Source organism: Streptomyces sp. NPDC059008 (genome assembly GCF_042749045.1).
Classification (GTDB): Bacteria; Actinomycetota; Actinomycetes; order Streptomycetales; family Streptomycetaceae; genus Streptomyces.
In genome coordinates, this window is record NZ_JBHYJC010000003.1 from 1 (window position 1) to 15,614 (window position 15,614).

The 15,614-nt window shown below is 70.3% G+C and carries 15 protein-coding genes; 8 read left to right on the top strand and 7 right to left on the bottom strand.

Translation table 11 applies throughout. From position 1 onward, the window contains the following. Window positions 1-42: 42 nt before the first annotated feature. On the bottom strand, window positions 43-1,470 hold the full coding sequence (locus ACFWZH_RS05265) for an FAD-binding oxidoreductase (protein ID WP_384425680.1): 1,428 nt from the start codon (window positions 1,468-1,470) through the stop codon (window positions 43-45). A gap of 350 nt (window positions 1,471-1,820) precedes the next feature. Between ACFWZH_RS05265 and ACFWZH_RS05270 the strand changes: the two genes are divergently transcribed. From ACFWZH_RS05270 to ACFWZH_RS05280, 3 genes are read left to right on the top strand one after another with little or no spacing between them, the layout of a single operon-like run. Continuing rightward, window positions 1,821-3,848, top strand: a complete 2,028-nt coding sequence (locus tag ACFWZH_RS05270; RefSeq protein WP_384425682.1) for a LodA/GoxA family CTQ-dependent oxidase — start codon at window positions 1,821-1,823, stop codon at window positions 3,846-3,848. Then, window positions 3,845-4,969, top strand: a complete 1,125-nt coding sequence (locus ACFWZH_RS05275; protein ID WP_384425685.1) for an NAD(P)/FAD-dependent oxidoreductase — start codon at window positions 3,845-3,847, stop codon at window positions 4,967-4,969. The genes ACFWZH_RS05270 and ACFWZH_RS05275 overlap by 4 nt, the downstream gene beginning before the upstream one ends. Window positions 4,970-4,985: 16 nt before the next feature. Then, window positions 4,986-5,705 carry a hypothetical protein gene (locus tag ACFWZH_RS05280; RefSeq protein ID WP_384425687.1) on the top strand — a complete coding sequence of 240 codons (720 nt, stop codon included), beginning with the start codon at window positions 4,986-4,988 and terminating at the stop codon, window positions 5,703-5,705. Between the two features lie 96 nt (window positions 5,706-5,801). Here ACFWZH_RS05280 and ACFWZH_RS05285 read toward each other — a convergent pair whose 3' ends face one another. Then, window positions 5,802-7,385, bottom strand: coding sequence for a hypothetical protein (locus ACFWZH_RS05285; protein ID WP_384425689.1), 1,584 nt, complete (start codon window positions 7,383-7,385; stop codon window positions 5,802-5,804). A gap of 154 nt (window positions 7,386-7,539) precedes the next feature. On the opposite strand from ACFWZH_RS05285, the gene ACFWZH_RS05290 reads away from it, so the two are divergent. Together ACFWZH_RS05290 and ACFWZH_RS05295 are read left to right on the top strand one after the other, a co-directional pair. Next, window positions 7,540-8,160 carry an L-threonylcarbamoyladenylate synthase gene (locus ACFWZH_RS05290; RefSeq protein WP_384425692.1) on the top strand — a complete coding sequence of 207 codons (621 nt, stop codon included), beginning with the start codon at window positions 7,540-7,542 and terminating at the stop codon, window positions 8,158-8,160. A 104-nt stretch (window positions 8,161-8,264) separates the two neighbouring features. Beyond that, entirely contained in the window at window positions 8,265-9,086 is an 822-nt protein-coding gene (locus tag ACFWZH_RS05295; RefSeq protein WP_384425694.1) for a VOC family protein, read from the top strand. A gap of 97 nt (window positions 9,087-9,183) precedes the next feature. On the opposite strand, the gene ACFWZH_RS05300 is transcribed toward ACFWZH_RS05295, so the two are convergent. Together ACFWZH_RS05300 and ACFWZH_RS05305 are read right to left on the bottom strand one after the other, a co-directional pair. Next, the gene (locus tag ACFWZH_RS05300) at window positions 9,184-9,861 is read right to left on the bottom strand and encodes a TetR/AcrR family transcriptional regulator (protein ID WP_384425696.1); all 678 of its coding nucleotides are present in this window, start codon (window positions 9,859-9,861) and stop codon (window positions 9,184-9,186) included. A gap of 45 nt (window positions 9,862-9,906) precedes the next feature. After that, complete coding sequence (locus ACFWZH_RS05305; protein WP_384425699.1) at window positions 9,907-10,161, bottom strand: hypothetical protein; 255 nt, start codon at window positions 10,159-10,161, stop codon at window positions 9,907-9,909. 182 nt (window positions 10,162-10,343) lie between these two features. On the opposite strand from ACFWZH_RS05305, the gene ACFWZH_RS05310 reads away from it, so the two are divergent. After that, the gene (locus ACFWZH_RS05310) at window positions 10,344-10,904 is read left to right on the top strand and encodes a hypothetical protein (RefSeq protein ID WP_384425702.1); all 561 of its coding nucleotides are present in this window, start codon (window positions 10,344-10,346) and stop codon (window positions 10,902-10,904) included. Between the two features lie 38 nt (window positions 10,905-10,942). Next, entirely contained in the window at window positions 10,943-11,416 is a 474-nt protein-coding gene (locus ACFWZH_RS05315; protein WP_384425704.1) for a hypothetical protein, read from the top strand. Window positions 11,417-11,517: 101 nt separating this feature from the next. Here ACFWZH_RS05315 and ACFWZH_RS05320 read toward each other — a convergent pair whose 3' ends face one another. The 3 genes from ACFWZH_RS05320 to ACFWZH_RS05330 are packed head-to-tail and all read right to left on the bottom strand — an operon-like array spanning window position 11,518 to window position 14,248. Then, on the bottom strand, window positions 11,518-12,819 hold the full coding sequence (locus ACFWZH_RS05320) for a cation:proton antiporter (RefSeq protein ID WP_384425707.1): 1,302 nt from the start codon (window positions 12,817-12,819) through the stop codon (window positions 11,518-11,520). Further along, entirely contained in the window at window positions 12,816-13,406 is a 591-nt protein-coding gene (locus ACFWZH_RS05325; RefSeq protein WP_384425709.1) for a nitroreductase family protein, read from the bottom strand. Before ACFWZH_RS05325 ends, ACFWZH_RS05320 begins: the two co-directional genes overlap by 4 nt. 38 nt (window positions 13,407-13,444) lie before the next feature. Further along, a complete protein-coding gene (locus tag ACFWZH_RS05330; protein ID WP_384425712.1) occupies window positions 13,445-14,248 on the bottom strand; it encodes a proline hydroxylase in 804 nt (267 codons plus the stop codon). Between the two features lie 599 nt (window positions 14,249-14,847). Between ACFWZH_RS05330 and besD the strand changes: the two genes are divergently transcribed. Further along, entirely contained in the window at window positions 14,848-15,606 is a 759-nt protein-coding gene (gene besD, locus ACFWZH_RS05335; RefSeq protein ID WP_384425713.1) for an L-lysine 4-chlorinase BesD, read from the top strand. Window positions 15,607-15,614 lie beyond the last annotated feature (8 nt).

Here is a 15,614-nt window from a genome sequence, read left to right on the forward strand (position 1 = left end):
GGCCGGGCACACCGGCCGGTCCGCCGCCGCGCAAACGTGCGCTCAGGCCCGGGTCAGCCCCTGGGGGAAGCCGAACACCTCGTCCGGGTCGTAGTCGCGGGCGACGGAGCGCAGGCGGCCCAGGTTCGGTCCGTAGTAGGCCGTCGGCCAGTCGGGTAGCGCCGGGTCGATGTAGTTCACATAACCGCCCCCCATGCCCAGGGAGGCGAGTTTGGCCACGACCTCGCCGACGTTGCGCGTCACTGCGGCCTCGGACGCCGCCGTCGCGGCCGCATAGATCTGCGCCGTGGCGAAGGCGTTGCGGTGCGGGAAGGCGGTCTGCTGGACGCCCACGTCGGCCACCGCGCCACCGAGCGGGTCGAGGATCAGACTCATGCCCGCACGGCCGGTGAGCAGGCCGACCACGGCGCCCGGATCGTCGGCGGGCGAGCTGAGGACCCGTGAGGAGGCGACGAAGGACTCCCGGTCGGGCTTGCCGGAGAAGAAGCGCATGGCCTTGAAGTAGTCGCGGTCCTCGATCCGCTTGGTCGGTACGACGCCGCAGCGTGCGATCAGGTCGTCCAGCAGCGGATGGCAGGCGGTGCTCGGGCCGACGAAGCAGCCGGCCACCGAGCAACTCGGTTTGGTCCCGCCCGAGATGTTGCAGTTCGCCCACAGCTCACGGGGCGCTTCCTTGATCCACGGTTGCCATGCGGTCAGCACCGCCGGCACCGTGCCCTCGCGGAAGGCGAGCCGGAAGATCGTCAGCGCCGGAGCCGGATCGGTCTGGAAGGTGAACTGGGTGACGACCCCGAAGTTGCCTCCGCCGCCTCCGCGCAGCGCCCAGAACAGGTCCGGGGCCCGGGAGGCCGAGACGGTCAGGGGCCTCCCGTCCGCGGTGACGATCTCGGCGCCCACGAGGTGGTCGCAGGTGAGGCCGAACTTCCGTTGCAGTACGCCGATTCCGCCGCCCAGGGCCACCCCGGCGATGCCGACGGTGAAGCAGGAGCCCGCGGGCACACAGCGGCCCGCCTGGCCCAGTGCGGTGTAGACCTCCCGCAGCGTGGCGCCGGCGCCGACGGTCGCGGTGCCGTCCTCCCGGACGTTCACGGCCGACATACGGCGCAGGTCGAGGGTGAGACCGCCGTGCGGCGCCGAGTAGCCGACGTAGGAGTGGCCGCCGCTGCGGGCGGCCAGCGGAACCCGGTGGGCGGCCGCCAGCACCGCCTCGCGGACGTCGGACACCGACTCGCACTGCGCCACCGCTGCGGGTACGTGGTCGTCGTTGAGCGGGTTGAAGAGCTTCCTGGCGTCCTCGAACCCGGGATCTCCGGGCCGCAGTAACGCTCCGCGCATCCGTTGGCGGAGGCCTGCCCAGTCCACGTTGGCCTGGAGGGCAGCCGTTCGTGCCGCGGTCCAGGTGGTGGTCTCCTCGGCTTTCCGGGCCTTGGTGCCGGCCCGGGGCGCATGGAACAGATGGTTCCGCGCCATGGTCACCATCTCCCTCTGGTGGTACGAGGAAAGCGGGGAGAACGGGCGAGCGCAGATATCCGCACGTCCGTTCGATGCGGATACGTTCACGCTAACACGGTGTGATCACCCCCTCCAGTCGAGGGAGGGATGCCCTGTCCTGCGTTGTGCGCGCGGGGTCGAAGTCCGCTGCCGGGCCGCCGTCATCACGTTCCGTAGGACTTCTGGGGGCGGTTTTCGAGACACGCCGACTCGAAGGGGTGAATTCGTGCACCCATTGTGACGCCTCCGCCGCGCAGCCCGGATTGGGGCGATCCTACGTTTGAGGCCTTCGGGGAGATATGTGCGTCCGCCCAAGGAAAGGCCCCTAGATGGACAGCTCGACGGACCAGCAGATAGTCCAGGTGAAGATCCACCCGGCCATCGGCATCGCCCGAGTCGGCAACAGCACCCAGCCGCCCTTCATCGGCCCCGAGTCCCCGGACCAGCCGCCGCTGGCGCCCGGCTCCTACAAGGACGGCTCGGGGAAGATCATCCGTCAGGCCGCCCGCTTCCGGCTCTACGGCTACAACCAGGCGGGGGAGGTCGTACGGGAACTCACCCTGGACGACGATGACGTGAGCGAGATCAAGTGGTCGGTGCACCTGGCCAACAAGAAGGCCGCCTGGTACCAGTTCCACATCCCGCTCGACATCCCCGAGGCCGGCAGCCTGACGTCCGACAAGCGCAGCCGGCGGAACGCCGACGTCACGGGCGCGGCGCGCAAGGACCTCGTCAACGACCCCGGCCGCAAGACCATCCGCGCCTCCGCGCACGAGACCGCCACCTTCGACGGCAAGATCATGCAGAAGCCGGTCAACCTCGGCTCGGCCTCCACCCAGGACGACGGCCGCCTGCTGGTCGTCGGCGGCGTCGGCACCTCGGCCTCGTGGGCCGACCCGGAGAAGGAGATCACCGGCGTCGCCAACAACGACACCTGGTACGACGACGTCTCCGACGGCCCGGTCACGGCGGAGGTCACCATCGACGGCGCCACCAGGACGGCGTCCCCGGCCTGGGTCGTGGTCGCCCCGCCGCACTACGCACCCGGCGTGAAGACCGTCCGGACCCTCTACGACGTGCTCTACGACGTGTACGTCACCGAGCAGACCCTGCCGGTCGAGCCGAAGCCGTCGTACCCGGACGACATCGAACCGCTGCTGACCCGCTTCTGCGACCTGCAATGGGTCAACCACGGCTTCGCCACCCAGTTCGGTTGGAAGGGCCCGCACGACTTCCGCCACCCGGACATGCGCAAACGGCTCGCCGACCCGGGCACGACCAGCCGCGAGCTGCGCCGTCAGGTCTACATCCACATGCGCGACTACTGCCGGGACGGGATGTCCCCGCTGCCCTGGCCGTGGCTCTACGGCGACGCCATGTCCAGCAAGCCCAACTCCGTCCGGCAGCACATCACGCTCTCGCCCACCCAGGACACCATGCTGGCGCTGTGGGCCGAAGGCCACTTCACCACCGGACCGCCCCGCACGGGTTACCCGGACGTGGACCAGGCGCCCGTCACCGAACGGCCGGGCCTGCTGGACCGGGCCGCGCTGGAGAACTGCGCCGCCGACGCCTTCCACCCGGGCTGCGAGGTCACCTGGCCGATGCGGCACAAGACCATGTACTCCGAGCCCTTCCGCATCCTGCACCGCACGAGCCCGGAACCCGACTACGGGGATCACTTCAACCTCCAGGAGATGCTGGGCAAGAACGGTCCGCTGCACGCGCAGGGGCCGGGCGACCTGACCCGCTGGATGGCCGCTCCCTGGCAGTGCGACACGGCCAGCTGCCGCTCCGGTTATGAGGTACTCGCCAACCTGGGTCCCCGCTACAGCCCTTATCTGCCGACCTTCTGGCCCGCCCAGATGCCCAACCACGTACTGAAGATGTCGGACTTCACCACCGTCAACACCAAGCCGAGCGGCAGCGACGACACCGCCAGGGAGAAGGCGTTCGAGAACCGGGCGGTGTGGCTGCGCGGCCTGGTCGGCACCGATTTCAACGTGCAGCGCCGGCAGATGATCAAGGACTGGTACAAGTTCGGCATCGTCGAGCCCCATGAGTACACCGTGGGCGACGGCAAGTTCCCCAAGTACATCCAGGTCGAGTCGGAGCCGGGATACGAAGGCGTCCCCGACCACGCCAACCTGATCAACATCCAGGTACCCGAGGCGGGCGTACCCCAACTGGCCGCCGTGGCCGGCACCTGGCGAGGCAGCATCCCGGCCGAGGACGTCGAGGCGGATCTCGTACAGCAGACGGTCCAGGAGGTCATGGCGGCGACCGGCCAGGACGAGGCGGCGGTCGCCGCCGGATACCTGGAGAAGCTCGATCCCTTCCACGGCACCCAGCAGTGAGCCCCCCGCCCGTCTACGACGTCGTGGTCGCGGGTGGTGGCCCGGCCGGCTGCGCGGCCGCGCTCGCCCTCGTACGGGCCGGGCGTACGGTCCTGCTGGCGGACTCGGGCACCGGCCCGCCCAAGACGGGCGAGGCGCTGGTGTCCGTGGGGCGGCTGCTCCTGGCCGACCTCGGCGTCGCCCAGCCGGTCCTGGCCACCGGCCATCTGCCCTGCCACGGCAACCTGTCGGCCTGGGGCTCCACCGAACTGCACGCCGTGGACTCCCTCCACGACCCCTACGGCCACGGCTGGCACCTCGACCGTCCGCTCTTCGACCGGCGGCTGCGCGCCGCGGCCCGTGAGGCGGGCGCCGACGTCGCCGAGCACACCGCCGTACGGCGCCCCTCCCGGCAGCCGGACGGCACCTGGCGACTCGCCCTGTGCGACCGCTCCGGCGGCGGGGAGCGCACGGTCCGCTGCCGCTGGATGGTGGACGCCACCGGACGGGGCGCCGCGATCGCCGTCCGCTGCGGCGCCCGGCGGCGCCGTGACGACCGGCTGACCGCCCTCCACCTCACCCTCGACCCGGCCCCGCGGACCGCGCCCGACGGCCGTTCGCTGGTCGAGTCCGACCAGGACGGCTGGTGGTACACCGCACTGCTGCCCTCCCGGCGGCGTCTGGTGGCCTACTTCACCGACCCCGACCTGCCCGGCGCCGCCGGTGGCGCGGAGCGGTTCCGCGACCGGCTGCTGGCGACCCGGCACGTGGCGCACCGGGCCCGTCCGCACGGACTGAGCCCGCTGCCGCCACCCCGCCGAGCCCCCGCGCACAGCGCACATCTGGACCGGGTGCACGGCGACGGCTGGACGGCGGCCGGCGACGCGGCGGTCGCCTTCGACCCGCTCAGCTCACAGGGCATCCTCACCGCCCTCTACACCGGGCTGAGCGCCGGTGAGGCGGTGCACGCCCACCTGCGCGGCGACCGGTCGGCGCTGGCCGACTACGCGGCGCAGGTCACCACCGCCCGCACCGCCTACCAGCACGGCCACCGTGCCGTGCACACCCAAGAGACCCGCTGGAGCGAGCGGCCCTTCTGGGCCCGGCGCCGGCGCGACACCCAACCGAACCCCACCCGATGAAAGGCGACAACGCACCATGACCAGCCACCCCGATTCCGACCACGCGGGACACCAGCACATCCACCGCTTCCTGATCCTGGGCAAGGAGAAGCTCTTCTTCTACCACCTGGCCCTGTACAACCCGCAGTCCGGCCACGACTACCAGGCGGTGTTCAGCTTCACCATCCAGGACAGCGGTGAGCTGAAGAAGATGTACCTCGACGACCGGGCGAAGCACGAGGACCAGCGGGTCTTCTACTCGCTGCGCTGTCCGCACCACTTCGAGCTCCCGGAGCTGCAGAACGGCAAACAGTTCAAGGTCCACCTGGAGCGGGTCGTGGTGAAGCCGGACGGCAGCCGCGACTTCCAGCAGATGACGACGGCCGAGACCACGGTGGACTGCAAGAAGGAAGACGTGCTGTCCTTCCGCAGGCTGGGCGACCTGTCCTACCCCGACTACCTCACCTACCTGGTGTTCGGCGAGGGCGACGAGATCCACCTCGCCCACCAGCTCGCCGAGCGCCCGAACTGGGACGAGGCCGTCACCATCGCCCCCATGAAGGCCATCGACCCGGCGACGCTGAAGAAGGTCCCGACCCTGGTCATCGACTCGATCCAGGACGCCCACGGCCAGCTGGTCGAGAGCCCGCTGAAGAAGGGCCAGCAGTACCAGGGCAAGCTCAACGGGAACGGCGCGACGGTCGACTTCACCGTCGGCCGCCAGGGCTGGTGGAACCACACCAGCCTCAACAGCTGACCCGCACCGCACCACACCACTGAGTCTCTCCCTGGCCCGGGTCGCGACACCCTTCGCGGCCCGGGCCAGCCGGGGCGACACCCCTATGGCCCGCAGTCACCGGGCCCGCTCGTACACCGTCACCCGGCGGCCTCCCGTCTCGGCGACGCCGGTGGCGGTGAAGTGGCGGTCGAGGACGGCGCGTTTGACCAGGTCGCGTGGCGAGGGCGGAAACGGGGCGGAGCCGGCGCTCTTGTCGTCGGCGTCGCTGACGACGACGATGCGCCGGTGGGCGAGCATGGCCGCCCGGATGCGTTCGGGGGCCGCCTCGACGCCGTACAACGTCCCGGAGGCGACCGGGCTTTCGGCCAGCGCGACATCGTCGAGTCCGCGGAACGCGCCGGGCGTGACGAGCGCGGCATCCCGCCGCTGGTCGGGCAGGAACACCACGCCGTCCCCCGGGCGAGCGAGCTCCGCGACCTTGTGGGCGGCCACCCGTACGTCGTCCGTCCGGCTCGCCCAGGTCCGCAGGCCCACCTCCAGCGGCAGCAGCGCCAGGAACGCGACCGCCATGACCCCGGCGAGCAGCGCCCCGCCCCGCACCCGGCCCCACTCGCGGCCCCGCGCCCGGCCGTACGCCGGCACCGCCCGCACCGCCCAGGCGACGGTGGAACCGACCAGCAGCGACAGCCCGATGTACGTGAAGAGCACATAGCGGTCGACATAGAGCGGCTCGACGAGCAACGAGGCCAGCAGCAGCCCCAGCTGCGGCACGGCGAGCAGCGGCAGCCCCACCGGGACCGGCGACGGCTCCTCCGGTGCGCGGCGCGGTATTCGGGCGCACACCAGGCCGACCGCCAGCATCGCGGTCACTCCCAGCAGGCTTGCGGCGGAGGCCGGCGGTATCCACGCCACCTGCGACGCCTGCGGACGGCTGGCGAGTATCAGCGGCAGCGTCCCCGGCACGATCACCACCGCGGTCGTCAACCACCGTGACAGCAGCGGGCGTCGGCCGTGGCGCCGGGCGAGGACGACGGTCACCCCGTGGGCCGCCCATGCGAACAGCGAGAGCCAGTTGAGCAGCGCGGTGACGAGCACGACCGCCGCGTAGGCGCCCCAGCGCCACCCCCAGGCGCCCCGCCACCGCCGGCCGTCGCGGGCGGCCGTGGTCCCCGCCGGGTACACCGCGCCCACCAACAGCCAGGTCGCCACCGCCACCCCCGCCGCGACCAGCGCGAAGGAGCGTCCCTCCTGCGCATACCGCTGCATCACCGGCAGCAGGGCCAGCACCAGTCCGGCCGCGAGTCCGGCCAGGGGCCCGCCGAGCCGGCGGCCGGTCGCCGCGGTGGCCGCCACGGCGACGACCAGGCCCAGCACCGAAGGCAGCCGCAGCGCCGCCAGACTCGCGCCGAAGACCTCGAACACGGTGTGGACCAGCAGGTAGTAGAGCCAGTGGACGACGTCCACCTGCCCGACCAGATGCCAGATCTCGGGTATGGACCGCCGTGCCACCTCCCATGTGGCGGCCTCGTCCCGCCAGATGGCGCCCTGGCGGCGCAGTCCCCACAGACCCAGTACGAGTGCCAGTAGCGCGGGCACCCCGCAGACCACCAGGCTCCGTGCCCGGGACGCTCCGACGCGGCCGCGGGCGGCGCTTCCCCCGAGGACGGCGGTGGTTCCGTGGCCAAGATCGAGAGACATGCCGGGCACTCTATACTTGATGCATACATGGCACGCCTGAGCGTGCAGACGCCGCGCACGTCCCGATCGCCCGCACCTTGGGACGGATCCACCACACCAGAGGCGCCGCAGCACGATCCACCAAGTCCGGGGAGTCACCCCCTAGACTCGCCGGATGGCGAAGTATTTCGACGTGCACCCGGAGAATCCTCAGCGGCGCACCCTCAGCAGTGTGGCCGACAGCATCCGCTCAGGCGCTCTCGTCGTGTACCCGACGGACTCCTGCTTCGCGCTGGGATGCCAGCTGGGAAGCCGTGACGGCCTCGACCGGATCCGCTCGATCCGCAACCTCGACGACCGTCACCACTTCACCCTCGTATGCCAGAACTTCGCGCAGCTGGGGCAGTTCGTGCACGTCGACAACGACGTGTTCCGCGCCGTCAAGGCCGCGACCCCGGGCAGCTACACCTTCATCCTCCCCGCGACGAGGGAGGTACCGCGCCAGCTGCTGCACCCGAAGAAGAAGACGGTCGGAGTCCGGATTCCCGACCACGTCGTCGCGCAGGCCCTGCTGGCCGAGCTGGGTGAGCCACTGCTGTCCAGCACCCTGCTCCTGCCCGACGAGGACGAGCCGATGACGCAGGGGTGGGAGATCAAGGAGCGGCTCGACCATGTCGTGGACGCGGTGGTCGACTCGGGCGACTGCGGCACCGAACCGACCACGGTCATCGACTTCTCCGGCGGCGGGTTCGAGATCGTACGCCGGGGCGCGGGCGACACCGCGCGGTTCGAGTAGCCGCGACCGGCCCGGGGCCGTCGGACGGCCCCGCCGCGGTGCTCCCCGCGCGGCCGGGACGGCGTGCGCCTAGCGTGGGAAGTCGGAGAGGAGTGAGCCACACCATGACCGATTTCCCCGAAGGCGCCCCCTGCTGGGCGGACGCCATGTTCAAGGACGTCGAGGGCGCCAAGAGCTTCTACGGTGAGGTGCTCGGGTGGACGTTCGGCGAGGCGTCGAGCGAGTACGGCAGCTACACCCAGGCCTACTCCGGCGGCAAGGCCGTCGCCGCCGTCGTCCCGCCGATGCCCGGCAGTGAGGACTCGCCCTCCGCCTGGTGTCTGTACTTCGCCTCCTCCGACGTGAACAGGACCGCCGAGAAGATCAAGGGTGCGGGCGGCACGCTCCTCATGGAGCCGATGCAGGTCGGCCCGTTCGGCTCGATGGCACTTGCCAAGGAGCCCAGCGGTGCCGTCTTCGGCGTGTGGCAGGCCGGCGAGCACCACGGGTTCGAGAAGGCGGCCGAACCCGGCGCGTACTGCTGGGCCGAGCTCTTCACCCGCCGGCCGGACGCGGCCGACGACTTCCTGAAGAAGGTCTTCCCCTACTCCGCGCGGAAGATGGAGCCCGGTGACGACCCCGAGGCCCAGGGCATGGACTTCAAGGTCTTCAGCATCGGTGGCACCGACAACCCGGTGCTGGGCCGGATGAAGATGGGCGAGGAGTTCCCGGAGGAGATGCCCAGCTACATCCAGATCTACTTCGACGTCGAGAACTGCGACGACGCCGTCGGCAAGGCCAGGAAGCTCGGCGGCCAACTGCACTTCGGCCCGATGGACACCCCGTTCGGCCGCTTCGCCGCCCTCACCGACCCGCAGGGCGCGGCCTTCGCGGTGATCGACATGCGCACGACGGTCGGCGAGATGCCGCAGATGAGCGAGGCGTGACGGGGTCGGTGCCGCCCCGTTCTTCCAGGCCGGTGGGGGCGCCGGGTCAGCCCGTTGTTCCCACGCGGACAGCCGCTCCGCTGTGGCGCTGCGGACGTCAGCCCGTATCCCCGTCCCCGTCCGTGTCGGTGGCCGTGTTCGCGTGGCGTACGGCGTAGCCGAGGGCGCGCTCGCCCAGCATCTCCTCGACGAGGTCGAGGAGTTCCAGCGCGGCCCCGGCGATCTCGTCGGGTTTCTCACCCGCCTCGATGCGCCGGCCGATCTCGCTGTAGAGCAGTGCGTGGAACCAGCCGATCTGGCTGGCCACCAGGCGCGGTGTCTGGTCGTCGGGGGCGGCCGCGGTCTCCTCGGCGAGGACGTGGGCGAGCGCCTCGGTCATCTGCCGGCCGAGGTCCTCCAGGCGGGCGGTGAGGGTGGGGGCGGCCCGCATCATGGTGAAGACGCGGCCGAAGCCCGCGGTCAGGCCCACCTTGCGGTCACGGCGCCGCAGTTCGTCCCGGAGACGGTCGAGTACGGCCCGCGCGGCGGACTCGCCCGGCTGCCGGTCGCGGACGATGTCGGCGAGCCGCTGCGGGGAAGCCTGGTCGGGCGGCAGGACGAGGTCTTCCTTGGCCTCGTAGTAGTTGTAGAGGGTGTTGACCGAGACCTCCGCCGCCGCGGCGACCTCGGCGATGGTGACGTGGTCGAAGCCCCGCTCCACGAACAGGCCGACCGCCACGTCGGAGATGCGCTGCCGCGTCTGCCGCTTCTTGCGTTCCCGCAGCCCTTCGCTCATGCCGCAACCCTAATCGCCCTACCGTGGTGCACTCGCTCCCGTTGCTCAGCCGAAGAACACCAGCAGCAAGGACACCACGGTGACGACGGCGGCACCGATCGCGAACCCGGTGATCACCTTCCGCTGCCAGGGCGCGAGAGGGCCACCGCGCAGCGCGCTCCCCATCCGGCCGTACTGATCGATCCGCCCCGTGGGCGTGAGCGGATCCGTCGGTCCCTGAGGCATGCCCTGTGTCCAGTCGGGTCCCGGCTGCGGGTAGCGTCGCCGCCACCCCTCGTCCTGTCGCCACGGCAGTGTCATCTGTTGCTCCTTGCTTTTCGTTCCGTGCCCTCGGCTACCCCGGATCTGTCGCCCGATGCGGCCGGACCGCAGCCGTTCGCGCAGGTGAGGAGGTCGGCCTCGCGGTGGGGCAGCTCGGTTGCACGGTCAACCACTTGCCAGGGTCCTAAGCTGGGAAGGAGCCCATGTAGGGAGGTTCGCCGATGTCAACAGGCACCCTTCTGGCGATCATCATTCCCATCGTGGTGGTGCTTGCGCTGATCGCCGTCGCGATCACGCTCAACGTTCGACGACGCAACCAGCTCCGTGAACGCTTCGGCCCGGAGTACGAACGCACCGTCGAGTCCGCCGACAGCCGGCTGGCCGGTGAGCGGGAGCTGAGATCACGCGAGAAGCGCCACGATTCGCTGGACATCAAGCCGCTGCCCAGCAGCAGCCGCGAGCGGTACAGCCGCGACTGGGTCAGCGTGCAGGAGGAGTTCGTCGACCGTCCGGAAACGGCCGTGCACGATGCGGACCGTCTGGTGACGTCGCTGATGCACGAGCGGGGCTACCCGACCGAAGACTTCGACCAGCAGCTGCGGGACCTCTCCGTCGAGCACGGCCGCACACTGGAGCACTACCGCGCCGCCCATGAGGTCGACGCTCTCGGTACCCAGCACAAGGCGACCACCGAGCAGCTGCGGGGCGCCATGGTCCACTACCGCGCCCTCTTCGACGAACTGCTCTCCGACGGCGGCCAGGCACGCCACGCCCCCGCCTGAACGCACACCGTCCGCCACGACACCCGAGGGACGAAGAAATGCAACGAGCACCCCACACCGGCCGCGAGCCGGGTGGACTGACCACCGAGGATCTGGCCCAGCCCGGCGGGCGCGAGCCGCCTCCGGACGAGGAACCGCAAGCGACCGCCGACGCGCCCACTCTCCCCGGCGAGGCCACCGCCGTGCAGACGGAAGCCTCGGCGGCGCCCGCCCCTGAGGATGCCGGCGCCGCCGAGGAAGAGGCTCCGCAGCTGCTTTCCCCCGAGGACGCCGACGGCTTCCGCGGTCGCTGGCAGGAGCTCCAGAGCAGGTTCGTGGACGACCCGCGCGACGCCGTACAGGGTGCCGACGCACTGGTCGCGGAGGTCATGCAGAGCCTCGCTGCGACGTTCGCCGACCACAAGCAGACGCTGGAAGAGCAGTGGAACCGCGGCGATCAAGTGGACACCGAGGGCCTGCGCATGGCGCTGCGCCACTACCGGGCCTTCTTCCACCGCCTGCTTGCCGAGTAGGCCCGTCGAGCGGCCGGGCGTCCGCCGCCACCAGATCGGGGCGACGGCAACCCGCGAGCCTTTGACCACACGCCGACCTGCGAAGAACCGGCCGCGCCCGATCACTGCCGTGGTGGGGGCGGGCCCTCCAGGCTCGGCTCGGAGAACGCGGCGAGGTCGCGGCGGCGCAGCTCCTCCTCCTCGGTCTGTTCGATCCTGCGCATCGCGATACGCAGGACGGGGGGAGCCATCACCGAGGTGACGACCGCGACCAGGACGACGACGGTGTAGGTGGCCGTGGTCAGTACACCCAGCCGCAGGCCCGCCGTGGCGACGACGATCTGGATGACACCGCGCGCGTTCATTCCCGCGCCCATGGCCAGTGCTTCCCATGCCCCGAGCCGGGCGAGGCGCGCCCCGAGGAACGCTCCGGCGAACTTCCCGAACACGGCGACGGCCAGCACCACCAGTGCGGCGACCGCCACCACGGGATGGGCCAAGGCGGCCAGGTCGATGTGCAGGCCGGCGGTGGCGAAGAACAGCGGGGCGAACACCGCCATGACGACCGCCCGGAGCGGGGCGAGCTTCCTGAGGTCGACGTTGCTTCCGGAGCCGATGAGAACGCCGCCGATGAACGCTCCGAGCATGGCCTCGAGGCCGAGCGACTGCGTGGCGGCGGCGCCCAGTACGAGGACCGTCGTCACCACGGCGATCGTGGGCCCGGCATCGCCGGCCCGTTCCGCCATGGCCAGCGCCCGGCGCACCAGGGGCCGGACGACGGTCAGTGCCAGGATCACCACGCCCGCCATGTACCCGACGGAGAGGAGCACATGGCCGGCCCGGACCTGGCTGCCGGCCATGGCCGACACCACCGACAGCAGGAGCCAGCCGATGGCGTCGTCCACCATGCCGGCCCCGAGAATGAGCTGCCCCACCGTGCGATGAAGCAGGCGCATGTCCGCGAGGATCTTGGCGATCACGGGGATGGCGCTGACGCACAGGGCCACACCGAGGAACGCGGCGAACACCGGCTGCTCGCTTCCCACGGCGACCAGTGACGACGGCAGCCAGAACCCCGCCGCCACCCCGAGCCCCAGCGGTACCAGCAGCCCGGTGGTGCCCACGGTCAGGGTCGCCGCTCTCCTGCGGCGAAGCATCTTCGTATCGATCTCGATACCGGTGGTGCCCACCAGGAGCACCACACCGAGCTGTCCGATCGAGTCCAGCGGGCCGTGCGGCACGGCCGCGTCGGGCAGCCAGGTCGACAGGGCGGGGACGGCGTGGCCGAGCACCGAGGGGCCCAACAGGATCCCCGCGCACAGCTCACCGACCACGGGCGGCATGCCGACACGTACGGCCAGCCGTCCCAGCACCAGGGCCGTGGCCAGCAGCACGCCGGCCTGTACGAGAAGTCCGCCGCTCATTCCGCGCTGACCACTTCCCGGGGGCCGCCCGTCGCCCGCACGGCGGTCACGGCCTCGAAGACGGAGACCCGGTCCGCGATGTCGGGAAGCGGCCTGCGCTGGCGGAGGCCCTCCGGAGGCGTACCGATGTCCAGCGAGCCCAGTAGTCGTTCCTCTTCCGCCATGTGTAACAGGCCGCGCACGCCGGGGCTGGTGCACAGCCGGCCGGTGCGCCAGATGCTGCCGTAGCCACGGGCGTGCAGCAGCATCATGAGCGCATGCGTCATGGAGCAGCTGGCGGCGAGCTGCTCCCATTCGGGAATCTTGTGTCCCGGAACGGGGGCGAAGACCAGGAGCGCCCGCAACGGCGGCTCCGGCAGGCCGGCCGAGCCCTGCTCGACGGCGCGGGGTTCCCTGGGGACCAGCGCGCGAGCCAGAGCGGCGCGCGCTTCACCGCGTACCAGTATCCAGCGCCAGGGGCGCAGCCTTCCGTGATCGGGCGCCGTGGCCGCGCCGCGGAGGAGGTACTGGAACTCCTCGTCGCTCGGGGCGGGTTGGGCGAGTATCTTCTCGCTCCTGCGGGTGACGATCGCGGTCATGACGTCCATGGGGCGTCGGTTCCTTCCAGGTCGGGTGGCGGGCGGACTCAGGACCAGGCGACCAGATCACCCGCCGGGGTGAGGCCGAGGAAGAACGTCACGGTGATCCGCCGGCCCTCCCCGCCCGGCCCGTTCGGCAGCACGCGGTGGTAGTGGTTCGGGTTGAACAGCAGGGCGTCACCGTGGCCCGGGGCGATGGTGACGCGCCGACAGCCCTCCACCACACGGGGGTCGTAGCCGTACCGTTGGCGATGGACGTCGTCGGACGCCTCCCAGCGGTGCTGCCACAGACTCGTCCCGCCCCCCTCCTCCGGCACCACCAGGTAGGCGTTGTAGGTGAGCTCGGAGACGATCTCCTGGTCGAAGAGGCCACCCGGGTATTCGAGGTGGATGTCGTCGTAGTGCAGCAGGGTGCCCGCGTTGATCTCGCGCATCATCCCCGCGAAGGCGGGGCGCCCACCGATGGTGGCGGTCGTCACCGTCGTCCCCCATGCCTTGCCGAGCATGTCCAGGGACACCAGGGTCGGATCCGGCTCCATGCCGGCCTCCCGCCACATCCGCTCCGCGGCGTCGGCGTCCGGCCAGTAGCGATCCGCCTGCAACACGCCCTGGGGAGTCCGGTAGTCGTTGAGGGCCGGGCCGAACCTCGTCATGGCGACGCGGACCGGGTAGTAGTCGACCGTGGGCAGACGGTGCAGTGCGGCCGTCATGCTGTCGAGGGTCGCCCGGTCGAAGAAGCCGGGAATGCGGGCCGCGGCGAGTTTGCCCGCCGCGATATCGGTGAGGTGCTGCCTGGAGAAGGCGGAGACGTCCTCGGCGGAGAAACTCGGGTCGAGTGCTGTGCTGGGCATCATGCCTCCACATCCGATATCAGGACTGGGGTGCCGGGCTTTGCAAAAGGCAAGGCGGAGCAGCGTCTTCGCACACGGGAACGCATGGGCTCCTGACATTGGCGGCGCAGCGGGCAGCAACGGGGCGGTCGTCAACTCCCGGCGTGAGGAGCCTGGTGGATGTCGGCCGCACCACGATATGCCCCGCTGATTATTCGCGCGAGTGGGCAGCGTGGCAACGGGCTCTCGGTAGAACGTGGTCGTCGAACCGTCGAGAGGTCGAAATTGGCCGTCGTGCGATTCGCGCCACGTTAATCGAACGAGGACCGGGTGAGCGGCCCGGAAGATCCATCACGTCGTGTCTCGAACGCCCGTCTGCCCATTCCCCGAAAGTCGATCACCCACGACTTCGCGGTCCGGCGCCGGTCGCGCTTCCCCCAGCGGCCACAAGTGCCCGGAGATTGTCCCCCGAGTTGACCGGAATCCACGCCTTCACGTGATCGTGTGGTTGATCAGGGCCGGGAAGCGCACCTACGGTCCTGAACGCGTGTTCCACCAGGCACCACCTCTGATCAGTGCAGCCGATCCCGCATTCACCAGCCGAACATCGGAGACCCTTCGTGAGCGGTAACGGACTTGGCCCCAAGAGCGTCTGCACCCCGCTGGACAACAGCGAAATCCGCCGGATGTCGCACCATTACCACCGGTACGGCATCGCCACCGTAACCGACCTGATCGAAGAGCACACACGTCAACTGGTGCGGACCGAAGCGGAACGCCTCCTCGAGAAGCACGCCGAGCGACGCGACTTACGTCTCCAGACCACCGACTACACCCGCCGTTCCATGTCCGTGGTGCCCAGCGAGATGATCGCGGCCAACAGCGAACTGGTGACCTCGCTCTATGCGAACCCCGAGCTCTTGGGTGCTCTCGAAGCCCTCGCCGGTGAGAAGTTGCACCCCTGCCCCAAGGCGGACGAGGAGTTCCTGATCACCCGCCAGGAACAGCGTGGGGACACGCACGGATGGCACTGGGGCGACTTCAGCTTCGCTCTCATCTGGGTGCTCCTGGCACCGCCGATCGACGTCGGCGGTCTGCTCCAGTGCGTACCCCACACCACATGGGACAAGGCGTCACCACGGATCAACAGCTATCTCGCCGAAAACCCCATCAACACCTATCACTTCGCTTCGGGAGATGTGTACTTCCTACGGACCGATACCACGCTGCATCGCACGATCCCGCTGCGCGAGGACACCACCCGCATCATCCTGAACATGACGTGGGCGGGCGAACGGGACCTGAAGCGCGAGCTCGACGCGGACGACCGGTGGTGGGACGACGCCAACGTCTCGGCGGCGTCCGCCATCAAGAAGTGAAAGTGCCC